Origin of the sequence: Streptomyces sp. 2114.4 (assembly GCF_900187385.1) — a bacterium.
GTDB classification, from domain to species: domain Bacteria; phylum Actinomycetota; class Actinomycetes; order Streptomycetales; family Streptomycetaceae; genus Streptomyces; species Streptomyces mooreae.
This window is the reverse complement of record NZ_FYEY01000001.1, coordinates 2,563,288-2,586,671: the sequence shown is the minus strand read 5'-3', so window position 1 is coordinate 2,586,671 and position 23,384 is coordinate 2,563,288. Positions and strand designations below refer to the sequence as shown.

The window sequence follows — 23,384 nt, the reverse complement described above, 5'->3', positions numbered from 1 at the left end:
CCCGTCGCCCGCCCGCCCCGGCCGCCGGGGCGGGCGGGCGCGCCCGCTGGAGGACACCCGTGCCCGAGGGGCATACGATCCACCGCCTCGCCCTGGACCACCGCGCCCGCTTCGAGGGCGGACCGGTACGGGCGAGCAGCCCCCAGGGCAAGTTCGCCGACGGCGCCGCCCTCGTGGACGGCCAGGTCATGACCACCGCGGAGGCGCACGGCAAACACCTCTTCCTCGGCTTCGGTCCCCCAAGGACCTCCGACGATCCCCCGGTCTCACCTCCGTTCGACCGGGGGGACCCCCATCGGTCCAGGGGGTACCCCCATCGCTGGATCCATGTGCACCTCGGCCTGTTCGGCAAGCTCGGCTTCGGCCCGGCCCCCGCCCCGCCGCCCACCGACACCGTGCGCCTCCGGCTCGCGAACCCGGCCGCCTACGCGGACCTGCGCGGCCCCACCACCTGCGCCCTGATCTCCGAGGACGAGAAGCGCGCGATACACGACCGGCTGGGCCCCGACCCGCTGCGCCCCGGGGACGACGGCACCCGCGCCTGGCAGCGGATCTCCCGCAGCCGTACGACGATCGCGGCGCTGCTGCTCGACCAGAAGATCATCGCCGGGGTCGGCAACGTCTACCGCGCCGAGGTCCTTTTCCGCCACCACATCGACCCCTACCGCCCCGGCCGCGACCTCACCCGCACCGAATGGGACGCGATCTGGTCCGACCTGGTGTTCCTGATGGCCGAGGGCGTCCGGGACAACCGGATCGACACCGTCCGCCCGGAACACCTGCCGGAGGCCATGGGCCGCCCGCCGCGGGTCGACGACCACGGCGGCGAGGTGTACGTCTACCGCCGGGCCCACCAGGACTGCCACCTCTGCGGCAGCGAGATCCGCACCGCCGGGCTCGCCGCCCGCAACCTCTTCTGGTGTCCGGGCTGCCAGCCGTCCACCGGCGGCGGCTGACCGCCGGGGAGGGCCGCACCGGCCCTCAGAACCCGTGCGGCAGCCAGGGCGCCACCTGCGACCCGAACGCCCACGAGGCGGCCGCCACCGCACCGGGCCGCAGCTCGCGCACCCGCCCCGCCGACGCCGGCGCGCGCAGCGAGAACCCGCCCGGACAGGCCGAGCCCAGCTCCCGCACCGACAGCGCCAGACCGGCCGGGGCCGCGGCCCGCTCGCAGACCGCGCCCGCCGCGTCGCCGGACAGCCGCCAACGCCCCTCGTTCCAGGGGCAGAACGGGTCCGGCACCGATGGCCAGGGCCCGTGCGACCTCGGTGAGGGCGCGCCGGAGCGCACGCTCCTCCTCGGACGGCGGCACCCCGCCGAACGCCCGCTCCAGCGCGTTCGACCAGTCGTCCCACTCGGTGTCCCGCAATGTCCGCGATGCGCTCGCCATGGCCCATGCCCAGCAGGGTGCTCTCCGGCCGCGCGACCGCATTTCGAACGGTGTTTCCCGGCTATTCTCCGGGGCGACGTGCGGCGAATCGACGCGCCGCCGAACGGGTGGATAAGGTCCCAGAACAATGACAACCGGCCAGGGAACGGAAGCCCTGACGGCCCGGGTGCACAAAAGCCTGCACCGGGCCCGCATCGGCGTGCGCAAGGCCGGTGTCGACTACTTCCGCGGCGACGGCTCCGACCGGTTCGCGCTGGCCGTCCTCCTCCTCGCCATACCCGCCCTCGCCGCGGGCACCCTCGGATGGCCCGAATGGATCGCCCCGACGGCGCTGGTCCTCCCGGTCATCGCCGGCGGACTGCTGCTGCGGCCGGCCAACCTCCTGATCCTGTACGCCGCTTCCGCGGCCGCGCTGGTCGTCGAGGCCGCGCTGTTCGGCCCGTATGACGAAGGGCCGGAACGGATCACTCCGGGCACGGTCCTGGTCGTCGCCGCGGTCGGGTTCTCCGGCCTGCTGATCGCCCAGTTCCGCAGCCGGGTCGGGGTGCCCTGGCGGCGCGGCGGCACCATGCTCTTCGACCTGCGCGAACGGATCCGGGTCCAGAGCACGCTGCCCGCGCTCCCCGAGGGCTGGCACCACGAGATGGCGCTGCGCCCGGCCGGCGGCCAGTTCTTCTCCGGCGACTTCGTGGTGGCCTCCCGCACCCACGGCGGCCAGATCCTCGAAGTGGTGCTGACCGATGTCTCCGGCAAGGGCATGGACGCGGCCTCCCGCGCGCTGCTGCTGTCCGGTGCCTTCGGCGGCCTGCTCGGCTCGCTGCCGCCGCACGGCTTCCTGCCCGCCGCCAACGGCTATCTGCTGCGCCAGGACTGGGACGAGGGGTTCGCCACGTCCATCCATCTCGTCCTCGACCTGGAGTCCGGCGACTACGAACTCCTCTCCGCGGGACACCTGCCGGCCCTCCAGCTCAGTGCCGGCAGCGGCCGCTGGGAGGAGAAGCCGGGGGAGGGGCCGCTGCTCGGTGTCTACGACGGCGCCCAGTTCGACCCGGTCAAGGGGACGCTGCGGCCGGGCGATGTCCTGATGCTGTTCACCGACGGTCTGGTCGAGTCCGCCGAGCGTGATATCGCCGAGGGCATCGACCGGCTGACCGGCGAGGCCGACCGCTATGTCGCCAGTGGTTTCGCCGGGGCCGCCTGGCACCTGATCGAGGCCGTCGCCAAGGACGTCAACGACGACCGCGCGCTGCTGCTGATCTGCCGGGACGCGTAACCCGAGGACGCCTGGCACGAGGACGCGTCACACGAGGGGACCGGAGCCCGGGGCGGACGCCCGGCCGCCGCCGTGACGATGCCCGGCCGGCCCCGTGACGACGCGCTCAGGCGCTGACGCGGGCCCGCGCCGTGTCGGCCGGGTCCTTCCGGAACGCCCAGGCCATCGTCGGCTCCATCGCGAAGCGGAACACCCTGCGGACCGGCGGGGTGCACAGGGCCGTCACGATGGCTCCCGCGAGCAGGGTGACCGCGATCTCGCCGAGCGGGGAGTGCAGCCACTCGTAGTCGTCGAACCAGCCCCAGAACCGCGAGCCCTTGGCCAGGAAACCGTGCAGCAGGTAGCCGTAGAGCGTCCCGGCGCCCAGCACCGTGAACCACGTCCGCCGGGTCGGTACCCAGGAGAAGAAACAGGCCGTCATCACGATCGAGCAGCCGAAGAGCGCCAGCGTCATCACCACGCCGATCCACCAGGTGGTGCCCAACTCCTGGGCGCTGTCGCGGTGGTAGAACCACGCCGAGCTCATCCGGGGCGCCGCCCAGTAGGCCATCACCAGCGCGCAGGCGAAGACCGGCAGCGAGGCGATCCGCACGGCCCGCCGCTGCACCAGCTTGAAGTGCTCGGGCCGCAGCGCCAGTCCCAGGACGAAGAACGGGAGGAACTGCAGCACCCGCTGGAGATCCAGGTCATCGCCGATGTCCGGGGACACGGAGGCCATGACGGCGATGGCCACCGCGAGCGGAATCGGCCAGCGGACGATCTTCCACAGCGGGGTGGTCAGACGCCAGATGAACAGCGCCACCAGGAACCACGTCAGGAACCACGGGTCGAGCAGGCTGATGGGGTGCCCGGGATCGTCGTCCGCCCAGCGCTTGAAGAACGCATAGGCGGTCTCGAAGAGGACATAGGGGACCGCGACCCCGGTGACCAGCCGCTGCAGCCGGTCCTTGCGCATGTCGAAGCTGCGCGAGAAGTAGCCGGAAATGATGATGAAGGCCGGCATGTGGAAGGTGTAGACGGTCATGTAGAGCGCCTCGGCGGCGCGACTGCCGTCGGTCAGCGGTTCCCATGCGTGCCCCATCGCCACCAGCACGATGGCCAGATACTTCGCGTTGTCGAAGAAGGCGTTGCGGCCATCGCTCTTGGGTGCGGGTGGCGCCGCGCCCTCGGCACCTTTGGCGCCGTCCGCCCCGGACGACCGGTCCGTGGGCTCCGGCCGGTCGGTGCCCTCCGCCGCGCGGGCAGGGGGCAGTTCGGTGCGCGGTGTCGGGGCAGCGGGAAACATTGGAGGCACGATAGCGGCGGCCGGCGAATGCGTAAAACCGCCTCGAAGGCATTCCCCTATTTCCTTGGGTTACACAGCGGACGGGGCGTGGATAACATGCGCTATCGCCCCGGACAGCCCACACCATCGCCGCCCGATTCGCTCCCTATCGTCCCCTCAAATCGCCCTGTATCCCCCGCAAACGACTCAGGGGGAATGTCCGATTCCTTAGTCTTATGTCCGAATGCTCATCAGCCTTGATGGCGCCCTTCACCGCAGTGACGGATGCCACGGGTGGGAAATTCTCCGGGCCGGAAAATGATCAGAATGCCCGGGCGGAATAGTCGTGGCGAGCTGTGGTGAATTGCCGACGCCGTGGCAGGCGGAGAAATTCCCGGCGGCGGCCCGGCGCGAGGTGGCCCGTCCGTCCGTGGCGCCGGGCGGGCACCGCCACGCCGCCCGCGCGTCACCCTGCCGCCGCGCCGTAGCCACCATCGACGGGAATCGGGCAAAGCGTTGGCCGATGATTCGTCACCGCCCTGCAGTGGGCATGGAGTTGGTGGCACGATGGGTGCAGGGGGGTGTGCGCGGCATGCCCCCGGGCCGGTGAGGCGTTCCGACCGAGGGTGTGATCAGTGTGGCTCTTTCGCTGTCAGTGGTGCTGCTGTTGGGAATCGTTCTGATCGTCCTGATCAGAGGGAAGTCGATCAAGGCGGGTCCGGCGTTCGTCGCCATACTGTTCGGCTTCTTCCTCGCCTCCACGGGCATGGCCCCGTCGATCAACCGGTTCCTCAACTCGATCGCCAACACCATCAACCACATCACCTTCTAGGCGGCCCGCCTCCGGGTGTCCGCCGGCCCCGTGCCGGGCGCCGCACGGGGTTCAGCCCTTCGAGGCCTCTTCGCCCCCGGTCCGCGCCACTGCCTCGCGTACGGCTTCCTCGCTCCGTCCCACCAGCGCCGAGCCGTCGTCCGCCGTGATGATCGGCCGCTGGATCAGCCGGGGGTGTGCCGCCAGCGCCGCGATCCACCGCTCGCGCGCGGCGTCGGTGCGCTCCCACTGCGCGAGGCCCAATGTCTTCGCCTCGTCCTCCTGGGTCCGGGTGATGTCCCAGGGCGCCAGGCCCAGCCGCGTCAGCACGCCGCGCAGGTCATCGGCGTTGGGCGGGTCCTCGAGGTATCTGCGCACGGTGTAGCGGGCGCCCTCTTCGTCCAGGATCTCCACGGCCGAACGGCACTTGGAGCACGCGGGGTTGAGCCAGATCTCCATGCGGGCCACCTTATGGGGGCCGCGGCCCGGCGCGAAGGGGCGTGCGGACACCGGGTGGCTCGTTCCGGAGAGCGGAAAACCCCAGGCCATCCGGCCCGGGGTTTCCTGGTGAGAGCGGGCGACGGGAATCGAACCCGCGTAGCTAGTTTGGAAGACTAGGGCTCTACCATTGAGCTACGCCCGCGAGCGCCGCAGGTCGCAGGACCTCGGCACGCAGTGCATCCTAGCGGGTCGCGGCGGTGCACCGCACATCCCCTCGCGCGGACGAGGCGGACGGCCCGTCCGGGCCCGCACATCGCCCCACGGGGCATCCGGGTAACTGGCAGCCGTACCGCCTGCGGCCATGTACCCTACGTGTCGCACCGACGGGGTGTGGCGCAGCTTGGTAGCGCGTCCGCTTTGGGAGCGGAAGGTCGTCGGTTCGAATCCGGCCACCCCGACCAGCAGCAGGTCAGCCCGACGACACGGTGTCGGGCGGGGCCCCGGCCCACCGTGGCGGCGCCGCCCGGGAGCGGCCGTCCAAGGTCGCGTTGTGGGCGTCATCCTTCTTGCGGTTACTATGCAAGCTGCGTGCCCGTGTGTCTGTGTACCGGGCGAGATCGGCCGGACCCGGATCAGCCGGGCACAGGCAGATCTCACGCAGAACCCCAGAAGTCAGCCCCAAGGAGACCGAACCGTGAAGAGCGCCGTGGAGACCCTGAACCCGACTCGGGTTCGGCTCACTGTCGAGGTGCCCTTCGAGGAGCTCAAGCCCAGCCTCGACGCGGCGTACAAAAAGATCAACCAGCAGGTCACGGTGAAGGGCTTCCGCCAGGGCAAGATCCCGGCCCGGGTCATCGACCAGCGGTTCGGCCGTGGCGCCGTGCTGGAGGAGGCCGTCAACGACGCGCTCCCGAAGTTCTACACCGAGGCGGTCAACGAGGGTGAGCTGAACGTCCTCGGCCAGCCCGAGGTCGACATCACCGAGCTGAAGGACGGCGAGCTGCTGGCCTTCACCGCCGAGGTCGACATCCGCCCCGCCCTCGAGATCCCGGACTACTCCGGCATCGAGGTCGAGGTCGACGCCGTCGAGGTGTCGGACGAGGACGTGGACAAGTCCGTCGAGCAGCTGCGTGAGCGCTTCGCGACGACCAGCCCGGTCGAGCGCGCGGCCCAGGACGGCGACGTCCTGACGCTGAACCTCGAGGCCAAGGTGGACGGCGAGGTGCTGGAGGACGGCGTCGCCGAGGGTGTCTCGTACACCGTCGGTTCCGGCGAGCTCCTCGACGGCATCGACGAGGCCGTCACCGGCGTGGAGGCCGGCAACAGCGCCACCTTCACCTCCGAGCTCAAGGGCGGTTCCGCCGAGGGCAAGGAGGCCGAGGTCACGGTCGAGGTCACCGAGGTCAAGTCCCGCGAACTGCCCGAGCTGGACGACGACTTCGCCCAGCTGGCGAGCGAGTTCGACACCCTCGAGGAGCTGCGCGCGGACAGCCGCAAGCGCCTCGAGCAGATGAAGAAGTACGACCAGGCCACCCAGGCGCAGGAGAAGGTCCTGGACGAGCTGCTGAAGCTCGTCGAGGTGCCGATGCCGGAGAAGCTGCTCGCGGACGAGATCGAGACCCGCAAGCACAACCTGGTCAACCACCAGCTCGGCCAGATGGGCCTCGACCTCGCGAAGTACCTGGAGATCCAGGGCAAGAGCGAGGAGGAGTTCGACGCCGAGACCAAGGAGCAGGCCGAGAAGGGCATCAAGACCCAGTTCATCCTGGACGAGCTGGTCAACAAGGAGAAGCTGAACGTCAGCCAGGAGGAGCTCACCGAGCACCTCATGCGCCGCGCGCAGTCCTCCGGCATGTCCCCCGACCAGTTCGCCCAGGCCGTCGTCGAGGGCGGCCAGGTGCCGATGCTCGTCGGTGAGGTCGCCCGCGGCAAGGCCCTCGCGGTCGTCGTCGAGGCCGCCACGGTCAAGGACAGCAACGGCGAGGTCATCGAGCTCGACGACGAGGACGAGACCGCCGAGACGGTCGAGGCCACCGAGGCCGACGAGACCGAGGCGGTCGCGGAGGAGAAGCCCGAGGCCTGAGCCCCGGACACCGCCCTGCGCCTGCGCGCAGCTCTGTGAGCACGGGCCCGAACACGCACGTCCGCGTGTTCGGGCCCGTGGTCGTACCGCCCCGTGAGCCTGCGCTCACAGCGAACAGTTATCGATGCGGGATGGCGTTGTCCGACCTGCGCGTTAGGGTCCGTAGATACGAGGGCAGGGGAGTCCCTGAAACCGCGCCGGGGCCACACACGGCGCCGCCTCCCCACGCCCCAGCAGACGACGCTGAGACGGCCTGGAGCCGTCCGACAACGAGCAGGTGGACACGTGACGATCCCGATGCCTTCCGCCGCCGCTGAGCCGACCTTCGGTGGCCTCGGCGACCAGGTCTACAACCGGCTGCTCGGCGAGCGGATCATCTTCCTCGGCCAGCCGGTCGACGACGACATCGCCAACAAGATCACCGCGCAGCTGCTTCTCCTCGCCGCGGACCCGGACAAGGACATCTTCCTCTACATCAACTCCCCGGGCGGCTCGATCTCGGCCGGGTTGGCGATCTACGACACCATGCAGTACATCAAGAACGACGTGGTGACGATCGCGATGGGCCTCGCGGCCTCCATGGGACAGTTCCTGCTGAGCGCCGGCACCCCCGGCAAGCGCTTCGCGCTGCCGAACGCCGAGATCCTCATCCACCAGCCCTCCGCGGGCCTGGCGGGCTCCGCGTCGGACATCAAGATCCACGCCGAGCGGCTGCTGCACACCAAGAAGCGGATGGCGGAGCTGACGGCCTTCCACACCGGTCAGACCGTCGAGCGGATCACCCAGGACTCGGACCGCGACCGCTGGTTCTCCGCCGATGAGGCCAAGGAGTACGGCCTGATCGACGATGTGATGACCTCCGCCGCCGGCGTTCCGGGCGGGGGCGGCACCGGGGCCTGAGCCCCGTACCACTCGCCCTACAGCCCCCAGCCCACTTGATCGCCACCAGGACGGTGAACACCACGATGAACAACTACCCCGGCAGCGGCCTCTCCCAGGGCGCGGAGTCCGAGTTTTCCGGCCCGCGCGCAGAGTCCCGCTACATCGTCCCGCGCTTCGTCGAGCGCACCTCGCAGGGCGTGCGCGAGTACGACCCGTACGCGAAGCTGTTCGAGGAGCGCGTGATCTTCCTCGGCGTGCAGATCGACGACGCCTCGGCCAACGACGTCATGGCGCAGCTGCTGTGCCTGGAGTCGATGGACCCGGACCGGGACATCTCGATCTACATCAACAGCCCCGGCGGCTCCTTCACGGCGCTCACGGCCATCTACGACACGATGCAGTTCGTGAAGCCGGACATCCAGACGGTCTGCATGGGCCAGGCGGCCTCCGCCGCGGCCGTGCTGCTCGCCGCCGGTACCCCCGGCAAGCGGATGGCGCTGCCGAACGCCCGGGTGCTGATCCACCAGCCCTACAGTGAGACCGGCCGCGGCCAGGTCTCCGACCTGGAGATCGCCGCCAACGAAATCCTGCGGATGCGTTCGCAGCTGGAGGACCTGCTGGCCAAGCACTCCTCCACGCCGGTCGAGAAGATCCGTGACGATATCGAGCGTGACAAGATTCTGACCGCCGAGGAGTCCCTGGCGTACGGTCTGGTCGACCAGATCGTCTCGACGCGGAAGTCGTCCGTCTCCATCGGCTGACGATCCTCGCGAAGTGAGCCGGAGCGTTGCCCCCTTGGACCAAATCGGATCGAGTGAACCGAGTCGGTCCAAGGGGGGCCCGAACGGGGGGCCCGGCAAGGTACCGTCGATAGGCAAGCACCCGGGTCCGTGAAGCAATGCGGATCCCAGGCGAAGGGGAAGCACCTCGTGGCACGCATCGGTGACGGCGGCGACCTGCTCAAGTGCTCATTCTGCGGAAAGAGTCAGAAGCAGGTGAAGAAGCTCATCGCGGGACCTGGTGTGTACATCTGCGACGAGTGCATCGACCTCTGCAACGAAATCATCGAGGAGGAGCTCGCCGAGACCTCCGAGGTGCGGTGGGAGGAGCTCCCCAAGCCGCGGGAGATCTACGAGTTCCTGAACGGCTACGTCGTCGGCCAGGACCCCGCCAAGAAGGCGCTCTCGGTCGCCGTCTACAACCACTACAAGCGGGTGCAGGCGGGCGAGAACGGCCCCGGCCGCGGCGATGAGGGCATCGAGCTCGCGAAGTCCAACATCCTGCTGCTCGGCCCCACCGGCTCCGGCAAGACCCTGCTCGCGCAGACCCTCGCCCGGATGCTGAACGTGCCGTTCGCCTTCGCCGACGCCACGGCGCTGACGGAGGCCGGCTACGTCGGCGAGGACGTCGAGAACATCCTCCTCAAGCTGATCCAGGCCGCGGACTTCGACATCAAGAAGGCCGAGACCGGCATCATCTACATCGACGAGATCGACAAGGTCGCCCGGAAGAGCGAAAACCCGTCGATCACCCGCGATGTCTCCGGCGAGGGCGTCCAGCAGGCGCTGCTGAAGATCCTGGAAGGCACCACCGCCTCGGTCCCGCCGCAGGGCGGCCGCAAGCACCCGCACCAGGAATTCATCCAGATCGACACCACCAACGTCCTCTTCATCGTCGGCGGTGCCTTCGCCGGTCTGGAGAAGATCATCGAGGCCCGGTCCGGCGCCAAGGGCATCGGCTTCGGCGCCACGATCCGCTCCAAGCGCGAGATCGAGTCCAAGGACCAGCTCCAGGACGTCATGCCGGAGGACCTGGTGAAGTTCGGGATGATCCCGGAGTTCATCGGCCGCCTGCCCGTCCTCACCTCGGTCCACAACCTCGACCGCGAGGCCCTGCTGCAGATCCTGGTCGAGCCGCGCAACGCGCTCGTCAAGCAGTACAAGCGCCTCTTCGAACTCGACGGTGTCGAGCTGGACTTCGACCGCCCGGCCCTGGAGGCCATCGCCGACCAGGCCATCCTGCGCGGCACCGGCGCCCGCGGGCTGCGCGCCATCATGGAGGAGGTCCTCCAGGCGGTGATGTACGAAATCCCGTCCCGCAAGGACGTCGCCCGGGTCGTCATCACCGAGGACGTCGTGCACTCGAATGTGAACCCGACCCTGGTGCCGCGGGGGCGCGGCGAGTCGGGGGAGCCGCAGGAGAAGAGCGCGTAGGCGCTCCGCACGCACCGCAAGAGCCGCCCGGCAGCGTGATCGCTGCCGGGCGGCTCCGTGTTGTTACACGTGAGATGATGGCCCGTCGGCACCGAGCTGGCATGCCCTTTCGGCAATCCTCGAGTCGACCTTGATCGTGATTAGGTACGCCTGGCAGAAGGGGACGTTGTTATTCCGCTCGATGAGCCCGCCCTCCCCTGTCATCTTGCATGCGGCACGGACCTTCGGTCCCACCTTGTACCCGCCTTCGGCAAGGAACGACGTGCACTGCTTGGTGGTGGCCTGGGCCGGCGCGGTCGCCACGATCGGAAGCGCACCTGCCGCCACCAGTACTCCAGTCGCTGCGGCAAGGCGACGTATCGCTTTGTGCATGAACAACCCCCCTCGTTGTTGATCTTTCGGTCGAGGTGAGGCTAGCAGTCCATACGTCCCTTTCTCTGGGATGCGCAAGGTTTTGGCCAAGGCTCTGCCGAGTGTGCGGTTCCGCCTCCGTGAGCAAAGGCGCCCGACGAGGCCACCTCATCGAGCGCCTTGAAGCTTCAAGACCGGGCTGGACCGCTACTTTTCCTTGCGGACCTCGTTGCGGATCTTGGAGGTCTTCTCGGAGAGCTGCTCGGCGGTGGCGGCCTGGGCCGAGGGGGCGCTCGGCGAGGGGATCGCCTGGTTCATCACCACGCCCACCGCGCTGGAATCTCCCCAAATGCAGACGCTCATCCCGCCGGACGCGGTGATGGTCCCGGAGGTGAAGGAGACCTTGTAGGCCTTGCACTTCATGACCTCGCCGTCGAAGCCATCCGGGGAGTACGCGGTGACTGGTGTGACCGTCTCCACCTTGGCCTTGGACTCGCTCTGCTTCTGGCCTTCGTCGATCTTGGCGAACATCTTGTCCACCGCTCCGGTCGGGTCCGCGATGTTGCCGTAGACGCCGCCGACAGTGAGCAGATCTGCCTTGCTCTTCTGGTACTTCGCGTCGACGGAGGTGCCGTTGGTGATGCCCATCGCCTTGGCTTCCTTGTCGTCGGCGATGGGCTTGGACCCGCCGGACCCGGCGTCGGTCGCCTTGGTGTACTGACCGCTCAGCAGGCTGTCCGGCAGGACCATCGTGTACGGCTTCACCTCCCCGCCCGACCCGAACGCGAAGTACGCCCCCACGCCGATCGCCGCGACGACCGCGACCGCGCCGGCGATCAGGCCGATCTTCTTGCCGTTGCCACCGCTCTCCGGAGCGCCCTGCGGGATCGTGCCGTAGGGGGTCTGCTGGCCGCCGTACGGAGCCTGCTGGCCGTAGCCGGGCTGGCCGCCCTGCTGGGGGTAGCCGTAGCCCTGCTGGGGGGCCTGCTGCGGGTAGCCGTAGCCCGGCTGCTGCCCCGGTACCTGGCCGCCCTGCTGCGGGTAGCCGTAGCCCGGCTGCGGGGCCTGCGGCTGCTGCGGCTGGCCGTATGGGCCGGGCTGCTGGGGCTGCTGGCCGTACGGGCCGGGAGGCGGCTGGTTGAAGCTCATGGAGCGGTTCCCCTCGTGACAACTGAAGCCAGTTGAGTGCTGCGTGATGTTTATACGCTTCCGACATCCTGTATGACGCCGCTGACAGCCGGTGCCCGGGGGGCGAAACCGATTCGAAGCTGCGACATCCGCGCCCGTACACTGTGCGTCGTGACCGAGAACACTCAGCAGAGCAACCACAGCGCCCCCGAACTGCCGACTCAGTACACGCCGGCCGATGTAGAGGGGCCGCTGTACGAGCGCTGGGTAGAGCGGGGTTACTTCGAGGCGGACGAGAAGAGCGACAAGCCGCCGTACACCATCGTCATCCCGCCGCCGAACGTCACCGGCTCCCTGCACCTGGGCCACGCCTTCGAGCACACGCTGATCGACGCCCTCACCCGCCGCAAGCGCATGCAGGGCTACGAGACCCTGTGGCAGCCGGGCATGGACCATGCCGGTATCGCCACCCAGAACGTCGTCGAGCGCGAACTTGCCAAGGAGGGCGTCTCCCGGCACGACCTGGGCCGCGAGGCGTTCGTCGAGCGGGTCTGGCAGTGGAAGAACGAGTCCGGCGGCCAGATCTCCGGCCAGATGCGCCGGCTCGGCGACGGCGTCGCCTGGTCGCGGGAGCGCTTCACCATGGACGAGGGCCTGTCCAAGGCCGTCCAGACGATCTTCAAGCGGCTCTACGACGACGAGCTGATCTACCGCGCCGAGCGCATCATCAACTGGTGCCCGCGCTGTCTGACCGCCATCTCGGACATCGAGGTGGAGTACCAGGACGACGACGGCGAGCTGGTCTCCATTCGCTACGGCGAGGGCGAGAACTCCATCGTCGTGGCGACCACCCGCGCCGAGACGATGCTCGGCGACACCGCGGTCGCCGTTCACCCGGAGGACGAGCGCTACGCCCATCTCGTCGGCACCGAGATCGAGTTGCCGCTGACCGGCCGCCGGATCCCGGTCGTCGCCGACGAGCACGTCGACCCGGAGTTCGGCACCGGCGCGGTCAAGGTCACCCCGGCCCACGACCCCAACGACTTCGAGATCGGGCGCCGGCACGGCCTGCCCAATCTCGCCGTCCTCGACGAGCGCGGCGTCATCACGGCGCACGGCCCGTTCCAGGGCCTGGACCGCTTCGAGGCCCGGTCCGCGATCGTCGGTGCGCTGCGCGCCGACGGCCGGATCGTCGCCGAGAAGCGCCCGTACACCCACTCCGTCGGCCACTGCTCGCGCTGCAAGACCACCATCGAGCCGCGGCTGTCGATGCAGTGGTGGGTCAAGGTCGGCCCGCTGGCGAAGGCCGCGGGGGACGCGGTCCGCGACGGCAAGGTCGCGATCCACCCCAAGGAGATGGAGTCCCGCTACTTCGGCTGGGTCGACAACCTCCACGACTGGTGCATCTCGCGGCAGCTGTGGTGGGGCCACCGCATCCCGGTCTGGTACGGCCCGAACGGTGAGGTCGTCTGCGTCGGACCCGACGACGAGGCGCCCAGCGGCGAGGGCTGGACGCAGGACACCGACGTCCTGGACACCTGGTTCTCCTCCGGGCTGTGGCCGTTCTCCACGCTCGGCTGGCCCGAGCAGACCCCGAGCGTCGGGAAGTTCTATCCGAACTCCGTCCTGGTCACCGGCTACGACATCCTCTTCTTCTGGGTCGCCCGGATGATGATGTTCGGGCTGTACGCGATGGACGGCACCCCGCCGTTCCACACCATCGCGCTGCACGGCATGGTCCGCGACCAGTTCGGCAAGAAGATGTCCAAGTCCTTCGGGAACGCGGTCAATCCGCTGGACTGGATGGACGCGTACGGCTCCGACGCCGTCCGGTTCACCCTCGCCCGCGGCGCCAACCCCGGTGTCGACGTCCCGATCGGCGAGGACTGGGTCCAGGGCTCCCGGAACTTCGCCAACAAGATCTGGAACGCCACCCGCTTCGCGCTGATGAACGGTGCGACGGTGGAGGGCGACCTGCCGCCCGCCGAGCAGCTGTCGGCGACCGACCGGTGGATCCTGTCCCGGCTGAACTCGGTTGTCGCCGAGGTCGATGCGTACTACGACGACTACCAGTTCGCGAAGCTGTCGGACACCCTCTTCCACTTCGCCTGGGACGAGGTCTTCGACTGGTACGTCGAGCTGTCCAAGACCACGTTCATGGCGGGCGGCCCGGCCGCCGACGCCTCGCGCCGGGTGCTGGGCGAGGTCCTGGACGTCACGCTGCGGCTGCTGCACCCGATCGTCCCGTTCGTCACCGAGACCCTGTGGACGACGCTGACCGGCGGTGAGTCGGTCGTGATCGCCGACTGGCCGAAGGCGGTGGCCGTTGCTGGGGCCGACGCCCCGGGCGGCTTCCGGGACGTGGCGGCCGAGCGGGAGATCGAGACCGTCCAGCAGGTGGTGACCGAGGTCCGCCGCTTCCGCTCGGACCAGGGGCTGCAGCCCGGCCAGAAGGTCCCCGCGCAGCTGGAGCTGTCCGGTACGGCGCTGGCGCCCCACGAGGCCGCGATGCGCTCGCTGCTGCGGCTGCAGCCGGCCGGCGAGGGCTTCAGCGCCACCGCCTCGCTGCCGGTCGCGGGCGCCACGGTCGCACTGGACCTGTCCGGCGCGATCGACGTCGAGGCCGAGCGCAAGCGGCTGACGAAGGACCTGGGCGCCGCCGAGAAGGAGAAGGCGCAGGCCACCGCCAAGCTCGGCAACGAGGCGTTCCTCGCCAAGGCGCCGGAGAAGGTCGTGGAGAAGATCCGCGGCCGGCTTCAGGCCGCGGAGGCGGACATCGTCCGGATCACCGCGCAGCTGGCGGCCCTGCCCCAGGCGTAACCGCGGGCCCCGGGCCGTCCCCAAGGCCGTCGTGTGCAGGCCCCTCGTCCGTACGGGCGGGGGGCCTGCGCCGTCCCGGCTCCCGCCGGCCCCGTTCGCGTACCGGCCAGAGCAGGACGTACGCCGTCGAGACGGTCACGAACGCCAGACGGATCAGGCCCCGGGCGGCGTCGTCGGGGACGGCGAAGACGCTGCCGTAGAGGATCAGCAGGGCCAGCCAGCTCCACCAGGGGACCAGTCGGCGCTGGCCGATCACGTCCCACAGCAGGGTGCCCAGCAGCACCGACGCGGTGTAGTAGGTGTAGACGCTGGGGTCGAGGACGATACGGGCGTTGGCGCCGAGCAGCACCACCGCCGCCCAGCGCCCCCGCCACACGGCGACCGAGCCCAGTGCCAGGCCGAGCGCGGCCTGGGCGGGGCGGTCCCAGCCCGGGGTCTCGGGGTCGCCGACGCCCAGCCAGCGCAGTGCGGATGCCGGATGGTTGGGGATGGCGAACTTCGCCGCGGCGAAGGACTGCGGGTCGCCGGCGAAGAACGGCAGCCACGCCAGGGCGACCAGGCCCGCGCACCACACCCCGGCGCGCAGCCACTTCTCCCTCGGCAGGGCGAGCAGCAGCGGGAGGAAGGCCAGCGCGGTGGGCTTGGAATCCATCGCCAGGGCCAGGCAGACGCCGGTGAGCGCGGCGTTGCCGCGGGTGAGGGCCCGTACCGCGAGGGCGGTGAAGAACAGCGCGAGGACGTCGTCGAGATGCCCGAAGCGGACCGCGACCTCGATCCACATGGGGATGAAGGCCAGCCCGGCGATCAGTACGCGCTGCCGCAGCCGCTGGTGGTTGGTGCCGGTGCCCAGGAAGTGGAAGGCGGCGCTGCGGCCCGCCAGCACCACGATCACCAGGCCGAGCAGCGACATCAGCGCCGCGGCCAGGAACTGCCCGGTGGCCTCGGGGAAGGGGTTGAACAGGCCGGCCGTCAGGAAGCTGAGCGGGCCCATCTGGAGCTCGGGGTGGTGCGCGTAGAGGTTCAGGCCGCCGGAGCCGTCGCCCGCGTCGCCCTGGTAGATCAGTTCGCCGCCGGTGCGCAGATAGTGCCAGGAGAAGCCGCCGTGCGGTTCGACGAGGACGAACCACAGCACCGTCCAGGCGGTGAGCAGTACCAAATGCATCCGCTGACTGATTGCCGGCACCGGTCCTCAGCTCCAGCCTTCCCGTGCGCTGTGTGGTGATGATCTTGATCCCGGAGGCGTGGACAGCCCGCCGTGGAAGAGGGCGAAAGGCGGCGGGAAGTTGTCCCGCAGGGGCCGGTCCGGCGGTTCTCATCGCGCTCTCATAAAGCCGGGGCACGGTGGAACGGAATGCCGGAATGCCGGAATGCCCGCACCACCGCCCGTCCCCCACCGAGGAGCCGCGCTCCATGAACAAGCCCCTGCGCCGGGCCTCGATCTTCTGCCTGGCCCTCATCGTCGCGCTGATGGGCTGGGTCACCTGGCTCCAGGGCGCGAAGGCCGGCGAGTACAAGGAGGACCCGCACAATCCGCGGGTGGCGATCGGCAAGTACGCGGCGCCGCTGGGCAACATCCTCGTCGGCGGGGAACCCGTGACCGGCTCCGCCGCCACCTCCTCCACGCTCAAGTACAAGCGGACCTACAAGGACGGCCCGCTCTACGCCCCGGTCACCGGTTTCACCTCGCAGATCTTCGGCCACAACCAGCTGGAGAGCCTCTACGGCGACCTCCTCGACGGCTCCGACAGCCGGCTGCAGAGCCCCGCCGACGCGCTGACCCGCACCCGGGCCAAGGGCGGCGACGTGGCCACCACCATCGACCCCGCGGTGCAGAAGGCCGGCTACCGGGCGCTGGACGGCAAGAAGGGCGCCGCCGTCGCCATGGACCCGGACACCGGGCGGATCCTGGGCATGGTCAGCACCCCTTCGTACGATCCGGGGACGTTCGCGGGGTCCGCCGGGTCCGACCAGAAGGCCTGGCAGAAGATGTCCGCCGACCCGGACCACCCCGAGGTCAACCGGGCGCTGCGGCAGCCGCTGCCGCCCGGCTCCACCTTCAAGCTGGTGGTCGCCGCGGCCGCGCTGGAGAACGGTCTGTACTCCTCGGTGGACGAGCCCACCCACAGCCCCGACCCGTACACCCTCCCGCACACCCGCACCAAGCTCACCAACGAGAACCGCGCCGCGCCCTGCAAGAACGCGGACATCCGCACCGCGCTCCAGTACTCCTGCAACACCGTCTTCGCGAAGATGGCCGTCGACCTGGGCAAGGACAAGGTGAAGGCGCAGGCCGAGAAGTTCGGCTTCAACGACGAGAAGGTGGACACCCCGGTGCGGGCAGGCAAGAGCGTCTACCCCTCCGACATGGACGAGGCGCAGACCGCGCTGTCCGGGATCGGCCAGTTCGACGACCAGGCGACCCCGCTGCAGATGGCGATGGTCTCCTCGGCCCTCGCGAACGGCGGTGAGCTCAAGAAGCCGCAGCTGGCCGACAAGCTGACCGACGGCGGCGGCAACACCGTCCAGGACTTCGGCCCGGCGGCGTACCGCGGCGGGAAGGCCGTGTCGGCGCACACGGCCGGGCAGCTGAAATCGGCGATGCGGACGGTCGTGGACAAGGGCACCGGGTCCGGCGCGAAGATCGGCGGACTGACCGTCGGCGGCAAGACGGGCACCGCCCAGCACGGCGTCGACAACAACGGTACGCCCTACGCCTGGTTCGTCTCCTACGCCGAGGACGGCAAGGGGCACCGGGTGGCGGTGGCCGTGATGGTCGAGGACGGGCATGCCGCCCGCAACGAGGTCTCCGGCAACGGGCTGGCGGCACCGGCCGCGCGGGCGATGATGAAGGCGGCGCTGGCATAGGCGGCACGGGCGCAGGGGAGGGGGCGGCTCCGGCGTACGGGCCCGGGGCCGGGCCGGGGCCGGGCCGGGGCCGGGCCCGGCGTACGGGCGCGGTCCGGGGCCGGTCGCGCCGGCCTCCCGCTCCCTCAGGCGGCGTGGTACCCGGGAGGGGGCAGCGCAGCGCACCGCTGTCACACGTGCCTCGTAGACTGGTCGGCGTGAGCGAGCGCCCCCAGAACGACGACCCCGACCCGAACGAAGCCTTCGACGAACTGGTCGAGGCGGAGACCGACCGTGACCCGGATCTTGCGGTGATCGAGGCCGGCAGCCGGACCCTGCGCGCCCAGGCCGGGCCGCCGCAGGGGGACGGGATCCCTGCCCGCCCGGCCGACCCCGAGGTCGACCGTGCGCTGCGCGCCGTCGAGGACGAGCTGGCCGGCCGCTGGGGCGAGACCAAGCTCGACCCGTCGGTACAGCGCATCGCGGCGCTGCTGGACATCCTGGGCGAACCCCAGCGTGCCTACCCGTCCATCCACATCACCGGCACCAACGGCAAGACCAGCACCGCCCGCATGATCGAGGCCCTGCTGTCCGCCTTCGACCTGCGCACCGGCCGTTACACCAGCCCGCACGTCCAGTCGATCACCGAGCGGATCAGCCTGGACGCCGCCCCGATCTCCGCCGAGCAGTTCATCGAGACCTACCGGGACATCGCCCCGTACGTGGAGATGGTCGACTCCCAGCAGGAGTACCGCCTCTCGTTCTTCGAGGTGCTGACGGCCATGGCGTACGCCGCCTTCGCCGACAGCCCCGTGGACGTCGCGGTCGTCGAGGTCGGCATGGGCGGCACGTGGGACGCGACCAACGTCATTGACGGCGATGTCGCCGTGGTCACCCCGATCTCCCTGGACCACACCGACCGGCTGGGGGAGACGCCCGAGCAGATCGCCGGCGAGAAGTCCGGGATCATCAAGAAGGACGCCACGGTCGTGCTGGCGCAGCAGCCGGTGGACGCGGCGTCGGTGATGCTCAAGCGCGCGGTCGAGGTGGATGCCACGGTCGCCCGTGAGGGCATGGAGTTCGGCGTGCTCAGCCGCGAGGTCGCGGTCGGCGGACAGATGCTGACCCTGCGCGGACTGGGCGGCGAGTACCCCGAGATCTTCCTGCCGCTGTACGGCGCCCACCAGGCCCACAACGCCGCGGTGGCGCTCGCCGCGGTCGAGGCGTTCTTCGGCGTCGGCTCGGACCACGCCCGCACGCTGGACATCGACACCATCCGCTCCGCGTTCGCCGCGGTCAGCTCGCCCGGCCGGATGGAGGTCGTACGGCGCAGCCCGACGGTCGTGCTGGACGCGGCACACAACCCCGCGGGTGCGCGGGCGGCGGCCGAGGCGGTCACCGAGGCGTTCGGGTTCAGCCGGCTGGTGGGTGTCGTCGGGGCCAGCGGGGACAAGGACGTACGCGGTTTTCTGGAGGCCTTCGAGCCGATCTTCGCCGAGGTCGTGGTGACACGTAATTCCAGCCATCGTGCGATGGATCCCGATGAGCTGGCCGCCGTGGCCGTCGAGGTCTTCGGCGCCGAGCGCGTGCAGGTCGAGCCGCGGCTCGACGACGCCCTGGAGGCGGCGATCACCCTCGCCGAGGAAGAGGGCGAGTTCTCCGGAGCGGGTGTGCTGGTGACCGGCTCGGTGATCACGGTCGGCGAGGCCCGGCTGCTGATGGGAAGGGGCTGATCATGCGCACCCTGTGTGCGAGCACCCTGATAGGTGAATTCTTCGTGATCGGCTTCGCGGGCCTGGTGGCGATGCAGATGACCGACCTGCCGGCGGCCACGGTCTGGACGGTCAGCGGCATCGGGATGCTGCTGAGCCTCCTGCTGTGCGGGATGCTCAGCCGCCCGGGGGGCGTCCAGCTCGGCTGGGTGCTGCAGCTCGCCCTGATCGCCGCCGGTTTCGTGGTCCCGACGATGTTCTTCCTGGGCGCGGTCTTCGCGGCCCTGTGGTGGGCGTCGGTCCACTTCGGACGCAAGATCGATGAGGCGAAGGCCCGTTGGGCCGCGCAGGCCGAGGCGCCGGGCGAGCCGGCCTGAGACAGGGCGCGGGCGCCGCCCCGGGCCCCGGGGAAGGTGGCCGGGGGCGGGGCCGCCCGGGGCCGGGTCACCCATGTAGCCTCAGTTCACCCGCTGACCATTGTTCATATCCAGGGAGTTCCTCCGTGAGCCAGCGCACCCTCGTCCTCCTCAAGCCCGACGCCGTCCAGCGCGGTCTGATCGGCGAGATTCTCGGCCGTATCGAGAAAAAGGCCGGCTGGACGATCAGCGCGCTGGAGCTGCGCAGCCTGGACCGCGCGCTGCTCGAGCAGCACTACGCCGAGCACGTCGGCAAGCCGTTCTACGAGCCCCTGGTCGCCTTTATGTCCTCCGGGCCGGTGGTCTCGATGGTCGTCGAGGGCGAGCGGGTGATCGAGGGCGTGCGGACGCTGGCCGGTCCGACTGACCCGATTGCCGCGCCGGGTGGGTCCATTCGTGGGGACTTCGGAACGATCACCCGAGAGAATCTGATCCATGCATCGGATTCCGAAGAGTCCGCAGAGCGTGAAATCAAGATTTTCTTCCCCGGCATCTCCTGACGTCTCGTCAGCTACACACCCCTCGTGACCAGGGGCGACCGAAAAAAACATCGGTCGCCCTTTGGTGTATACGACACGATCGGGGGAACGCATCATCGCGACACGACGTCACCATTAAGGGGGGCGGGTGCGTGTACGGCTGACAATGGCGAAACAGCCTCCCGACGTGTTCGAGTGGGCGCACTACGAACTACGATGGAGGCTTCCGCGCCGCACAGCGCATCACCTCCTGCCGACCTCCAGTAAGCATTCGCTCCAGTTGGGAAGGCCAGACGTATCCTCATGGGGAACAACATGTCGTTCATCGGCCGTGACATGGCTGTCGACCTCGGGACCGCCAACACGCTGGTGTACGTCAGGGGCCGCGGCATCGTCCTCAACGAGCCGTCGGTCGTGGCCATCAACACCAACACCGGCGGGATTCTCGCGGTAGGTGCTGAGGCGAAGAAGATGATCGGGCGCACGCCCGGCAACATCGTCGCCGTACGGCCCCTGAAAGACGGCGTGATCGCCGATTTCGAGATCACCGAGCGGATGCTCCGCTACTTCATCCTGAAGATCCACAAGCGGCGCTATCTGGCCCGCCCGCGGGTCGTCGTGTGTGTCCCCTCCGGCATCACCGGCGTGGAGCGCCGCGCGGTCATCGAGGCCTCGACCCAGGCCGGCGCGCGCCAGGTCCACATCATCGAGGAGCCGATGGCCGCCGCGATCGGGTCCGGCCTGCCGGTGCACGAGGCCACCGGCAACATGGTCGTGGACATCGGCGGCGGTACCACCGAGGTCGCGGTCATCTCGCTCGGCGGCATCGTCACCGCGCAGTCCATCCGGGTGGCCGGCGACGAACTCGACAACGCGATCATCCAGCACATCAAGAAGGAGTACAGCCTTCTGCTGGGCGAGCGCACCGCCGAGAGCATCAAGATCACCATCGGTTCGGCGTACGACCTCGAGCAGGACGAGCACACCGAGATCCGCGGCCGTGACCTGGTCTCCGGCCTGCCGAAGACCGTCGTCATCTCGGCCGCCGAGGTCCGCAAGGCCATCGAGGAGCCGGTCAACTCCATCGTCGACGCGGTCAAGACGACGCTCGACAAGTGCCCGCCGGAGCTGTCCGGTGACGTCATGGACCGCGGCATCGTGCTCACCGGAGGCGGCGCCCTGCTCCGCGGCCTCGACGAGCGGCTGCGCCGCGAGACCGGTATGCCCATCCACATCGCCGAGGACCCGCTCGACTCCGTCGCGCTCGGTTCCGGCAAGTGCGTCGAGGAGTTCGAGGCGCTGCAGCAGGTCCTCGACTCCCAGCCGCGCAGGTAGCACGGCCCGGGTCCCGCTCCACGCCGCGGACGCCGAACGGCGTCCGCGGCGGTCGGGGCCCCTGGCGACCCCGGCCGGTCCGCCCGGCGGATCGCTGATATACAGGCACAACATCCCGACAGACACGGTGTCCTGACGCTTCATCATCCGGCGCCGTCACATCAGGCACAACGCTCAACTCCCGAACGAGACCGGCGGGGCCCGCAGCCGGCCGGTCCTACGAGGAAGGACACGGCCGCCGCACGTGAGGGACACACGAGAGAGCCGGCTGCTGCTGGTGCTGCTGATCGCGATCGCGTTCGCGCTGATCACGGTCGATATCCGCGGCGGCGAACAGTCCCCGCTCGATGGTGCCCGGCAAGCCGCCGCCTCCGCCTTCGGCCCGGTCGAGGGCGGCGTGGCCCGCGTCGTCAATCCGGTCGGCAACGCCATCGGTGCCGTGCGGGACTCCGGCCGCCGGCACAACCGGATCAGCACGCTGGAGCACGAGAACGAGGCGCTGAAGGCCAAGCTCGGCTCCTCCGACCGCAACCGCAGCCGCGCCGCCGAGCTCGACAAGATCCTCAAGACCGCCGGCACCGGCCAGTACGGCATCAAGGGCGCCCAGGTCATCGCCATCGGCTCGGCCCAGGGCTTCTCCTGGACCGTCACCATCGACGCCGGCCGCCGGGACGGCATCGCCCGCGACATGACCGTCCTCAACGGCGACGGTCTGGTCGGCCGGGTCACCACGGTCGGCGCCGACACCTCCACCGTCCTGCTGGCCGCCGACCCCGACTTCACCGTCGGCACCCGTATGGAGAAGACCAACGAGATCGGCTTCGCCAACGGGCAGGGCGTCCGCTCGCTGCGCGTGCAGCTTCTCAACGGCAAGGCCAACATCAAGCGGGGCGACCGCCTGGTCACCTTCGGCTCCAGCCGGGACAAGCCGTTCGTGCCCGGGGTGCCCGTCGGCAGGGTCGTCAAGGTCGAGCCGTCCAACGGCGATCTGACCCGCAACCTCCAGGTCCGGCCGTTCGTCTCGTTCTCCCAGCTCGACATCGTCGGCGTGGTCGTCGCACCGCCCCGCCAGGACCCCCGCGACACCGTCCTGCCGCCTGCGCCCGCGAAGCCCAAGCCGACGCCGACGGTCACCGTCACGGCCACCCCCTCCGCGAGCGCTTCACCCAGGAGCTGACCGATGCGCATCAACCGGATCCTGCTCTCGGCCCCGCTGGTGGTCGTCGCCCTCGTCATCCAGGTCACCATTCTCGCCAGACTCCAACTTCCCGGTGCGGTACCGGATCTGCTGCTGCTCGTCGTGGTCGGCCTCGCGCTGGTCTACGGCCATGTCGGCGGCGCGCTGGTCGGCTTCTTCGCCGGGCTGCTGGCCGACCTCGCCCCGCCGTCCGACCACGCCATCGGCCGCTATGCGCTGGTGCTCTGCGTCATCGGCTATGCCGCGGGTCTGACCAAGCCGGACTCGGGCCGGCACCGCTCGGCGACGCTTCCGCTGCTCGTCGTCCTCGGTGCCGCCGTCGGCTCGACGCTGATGTACGCCGGCGTCGGCTCGCTGGTCGGTGACACCGCCGCCCGCCACGTCGGCATCGTCGGACTGCTGCTCAGCGCCACCCTCTACGACCTGCTGCTGGCCCCCTTCACGGTTCCTCTCGTGATGGCTGTGGCGCGGAAAACCGAGGGCGATCTGCTGGCCGGCGACAGTTCCGGCAGCCAGAGCGGCGGGGCCGGCAGCCGCGATGCGGGATACGGCTGGCTCACCACCGGCACGGGACTCAAGGCCAGCCGCGGTGCCATGAAATCCCTGCGCACGGGCACGGGCATCGGCAGCCAGCGCGGCAGCCTGCTCGGCAAGTCGGCCCGCGACAAGGTGGGCCGCATCAAGGGGGTCAAGCGACTGTGACGCCCTGTCTCCTTCCGATCACCACCCCTCGTGGAGGCGCTG

The 23,384-nt window shown here is 69.7% G+C and carries 19 protein-coding genes, 2 tRNA genes and 1 pseudogene; 16 read left to right on the top strand and 6 right to left on the bottom strand.

Features of this window, described 5'->3' with window-relative positions:
• The first annotated feature begins 59 nt into the window (after positions 1–59).
• Positions 60–956, top strand: coding sequence for an Fpg/Nei family DNA glycosylase (locus tag CFW40_RS11280; RefSeq protein WP_088797657.1), 897 nt, complete (start codon positions 60–62; stop codon positions 954–956).
• 25 nt (positions 957–981) lie between these two features.
• Here the strand turns inward: CFW40_RS11280 and CFW40_RS37995 are convergent.
• Positions 982–1,242, bottom strand: a pseudogene (locus CFW40_RS37995) (sterol carrier protein domain-containing protein); the annotation flags it as partial.
• 275 nt (positions 1,243–1,517) lie between these two features.
• Between CFW40_RS37995 and CFW40_RS11270 the strand changes: the two are divergent.
• Positions 1,518–2,663: a PP2C family protein-serine/threonine phosphatase gene (locus tag CFW40_RS11270; protein WP_088797655.1), complete on the top strand. Its 1,146-nt coding sequence runs from the start codon at positions 1,518–1,520 to the stop codon at positions 2,661–2,663.
• A 106-nt stretch (positions 2,664–2,769) separates the two neighbouring features.
• Here the strand turns inward: CFW40_RS11270 and CFW40_RS11265 are convergent, their stop codons facing one another.
• The gene (locus CFW40_RS11265; RefSeq protein WP_176956524.1) at positions 2,770–3,948 is read right to left on the bottom strand and encodes an acyltransferase family protein; all 1,179 of its coding nucleotides are present in this window, start codon (positions 3,946–3,948) and stop codon (positions 2,770–2,772) included.
• Between the two features lie 616 nt (positions 3,949–4,564).
• Between CFW40_RS11265 and CFW40_RS11260 the strand changes: the two genes are divergently transcribed.
• Positions 4,565–4,759 carry a hypothetical protein gene (locus CFW40_RS11260; RefSeq protein WP_088802050.1) on the top strand — a complete coding sequence of 65 codons (195 nt, stop codon included), beginning with the start codon at positions 4,565–4,567 and terminating at the stop codon, positions 4,757–4,759.
• Between the two features lie 51 nt (positions 4,760–4,810).
• Here CFW40_RS11260 and CFW40_RS11255 read toward each other — a convergent pair whose 3' ends face one another.
• A complete protein-coding gene (locus CFW40_RS11255) occupies positions 4,811–5,197 on the bottom strand; it encodes an arsenate reductase family protein (protein WP_088797654.1) in 387 nt (128 codons plus the stop codon).
• 113 nt (positions 5,198–5,310) lie between these two features.
• Positions 5,311–5,381 (bottom strand) — tRNA-Gly (locus tag CFW40_RS11250).
• A gap of 182 nt (positions 5,382–5,563) precedes the next feature.
• Between CFW40_RS11250 and CFW40_RS11245 the strand changes: the two genes are divergently transcribed.
• The 5 genes from CFW40_RS11245 to clpX all read left to right on the top strand — a co-directional run bounded on the left by CFW40_RS11245 (position 5,564) and on the right by clpX (position 10,357).
• Positions 5,564–5,640: transfer RNA gene (locus CFW40_RS11245), tRNA-Pro, on the top strand.
• A 233-nt stretch (positions 5,641–5,873) separates the two neighbouring features.
• A complete protein-coding gene (gene tig / locus CFW40_RS11240; RefSeq protein WP_176956525.1) occupies positions 5,874–7,262 on the top strand; it encodes a trigger factor in 1,389 nt (462 codons plus the stop codon).
• Positions 7,263–7,559: 297 nt separating this feature from the next.
• Entirely contained in the window at positions 7,560–8,162 is a 603-nt protein-coding gene (locus tag CFW40_RS11235) for an ATP-dependent Clp protease proteolytic subunit (protein ID WP_030283915.1), read from the top strand.
• A gap of 65 nt (positions 8,163–8,227) precedes the next feature.
• On the top strand, positions 8,228–8,905 hold the full coding sequence (locus tag CFW40_RS11230) for an ATP-dependent Clp protease proteolytic subunit (RefSeq protein WP_088802049.1): 678 nt from the start codon (positions 8,228–8,230) through the stop codon (positions 8,903–8,905).
• A gap of 168 nt (positions 8,906–9,073) precedes the next feature.
• Entirely contained in the window at positions 9,074–10,357 is a 1,284-nt protein-coding gene (gene clpX / locus CFW40_RS11225; RefSeq protein ID WP_086718378.1) for an ATP-dependent Clp protease ATP-binding subunit ClpX, read from the top strand.
• A 558-nt stretch (positions 10,358–10,915) separates the two neighbouring features.
• Here the strand turns inward: clpX and CFW40_RS11215 are convergent.
• Positions 10,916–11,857, bottom strand: coding sequence for a hypothetical protein (locus CFW40_RS11215; RefSeq protein WP_088797651.1), 942 nt, complete (start codon positions 11,855–11,857; stop codon positions 10,916–10,918).
• Positions 11,858–12,007: 150 nt separating this feature from the next.
• Between CFW40_RS11215 and CFW40_RS11210 the strand changes: the two genes are divergently transcribed.
• Positions 12,008–14,656 carry a valine--tRNA ligase gene (locus tag CFW40_RS11210; RefSeq protein ID WP_088797650.1) on the top strand — a complete coding sequence of 883 codons (2,649 nt, stop codon included), beginning with the start codon at positions 12,008–12,010 and terminating at the stop codon, positions 14,654–14,656.
• Here the strand turns inward: CFW40_RS11210 and CFW40_RS11205 are convergent.
• Positions 14,622–15,818: a hypothetical protein gene (locus CFW40_RS11205; protein WP_088797649.1), complete on the bottom strand. Its 1,197-nt coding sequence runs from the start codon at positions 15,816–15,818 to the stop codon at positions 14,622–14,624. The genes CFW40_RS11210 and CFW40_RS11205 overlap by 35 nt on opposite strands.
• Positions 15,819–16,066: 248 nt before the next feature.
• Between CFW40_RS11205 and CFW40_RS11200 the strand changes: the two genes are divergently transcribed.
• The 7 genes from CFW40_RS11200 to mreD all read left to right on the top strand — a co-directional run bounded on the left by CFW40_RS11200 (position 16,067) and on the right by mreD (position 23,342).
• Positions 16,067–17,521 (top strand): penicillin-binding protein 2, encoded by a 1,455-nt coding sequence (locus tag CFW40_RS11200; protein WP_088802048.1) that lies wholly within the window; start codon positions 16,067–16,069, stop codon positions 17,519–17,521.
• A 197-nt stretch (positions 17,522–17,718) separates the two neighbouring features.
• Entirely contained in the window at positions 17,719–19,233 is a 1,515-nt protein-coding gene (locus tag CFW40_RS11195; protein ID WP_088797648.1) for a folylpolyglutamate synthase/dihydrofolate synthase family protein, read from the top strand.
• Positions 19,234–19,235: 2 nt separating this feature from the next.
• The gene (locus CFW40_RS11190) at positions 19,236–19,589 is read left to right on the top strand and encodes a DUF4233 domain-containing protein (protein ID WP_088797647.1); all 354 of its coding nucleotides are present in this window, start codon (positions 19,236–19,238) and stop codon (positions 19,587–19,589) included.
• Positions 19,590–19,714: 125 nt separating this feature from the next.
• Complete coding sequence (ndk, locus tag CFW40_RS11185; RefSeq protein WP_088797646.1) at positions 19,715–20,128, top strand: nucleoside-diphosphate kinase; 414 nt, start codon at positions 19,715–19,717, stop codon at positions 20,126–20,128.
• Positions 20,129–20,422: 294 nt separating this feature from the next.
• Positions 20,423–21,442 (top strand): rod shape-determining protein, encoded by a 1,020-nt coding sequence (locus tag CFW40_RS11180; protein ID WP_003985182.1) that lies wholly within the window; start codon positions 20,423–20,425, stop codon positions 21,440–21,442.
• Between the two features lie 244 nt (positions 21,443–21,686).
• The gene (mreC, locus tag CFW40_RS11175) at positions 21,687–22,619 is read left to right on the top strand and encodes a rod shape-determining protein MreC (protein WP_088797645.1); all 933 of its coding nucleotides are present in this window, start codon (positions 21,687–21,689) and stop codon (positions 22,617–22,619) included.
• Positions 22,620–22,622: 3 nt separating this feature from the next.
• Positions 22,623–23,342, top strand: a complete 720-nt coding sequence (mreD, locus tag CFW40_RS11170; protein WP_088797644.1) for a rod shape-determining protein MreD — start codon at positions 22,623–22,625, stop codon at positions 23,340–23,342.
• Positions 23,343–23,384: the final 42 nt, after the last annotated feature.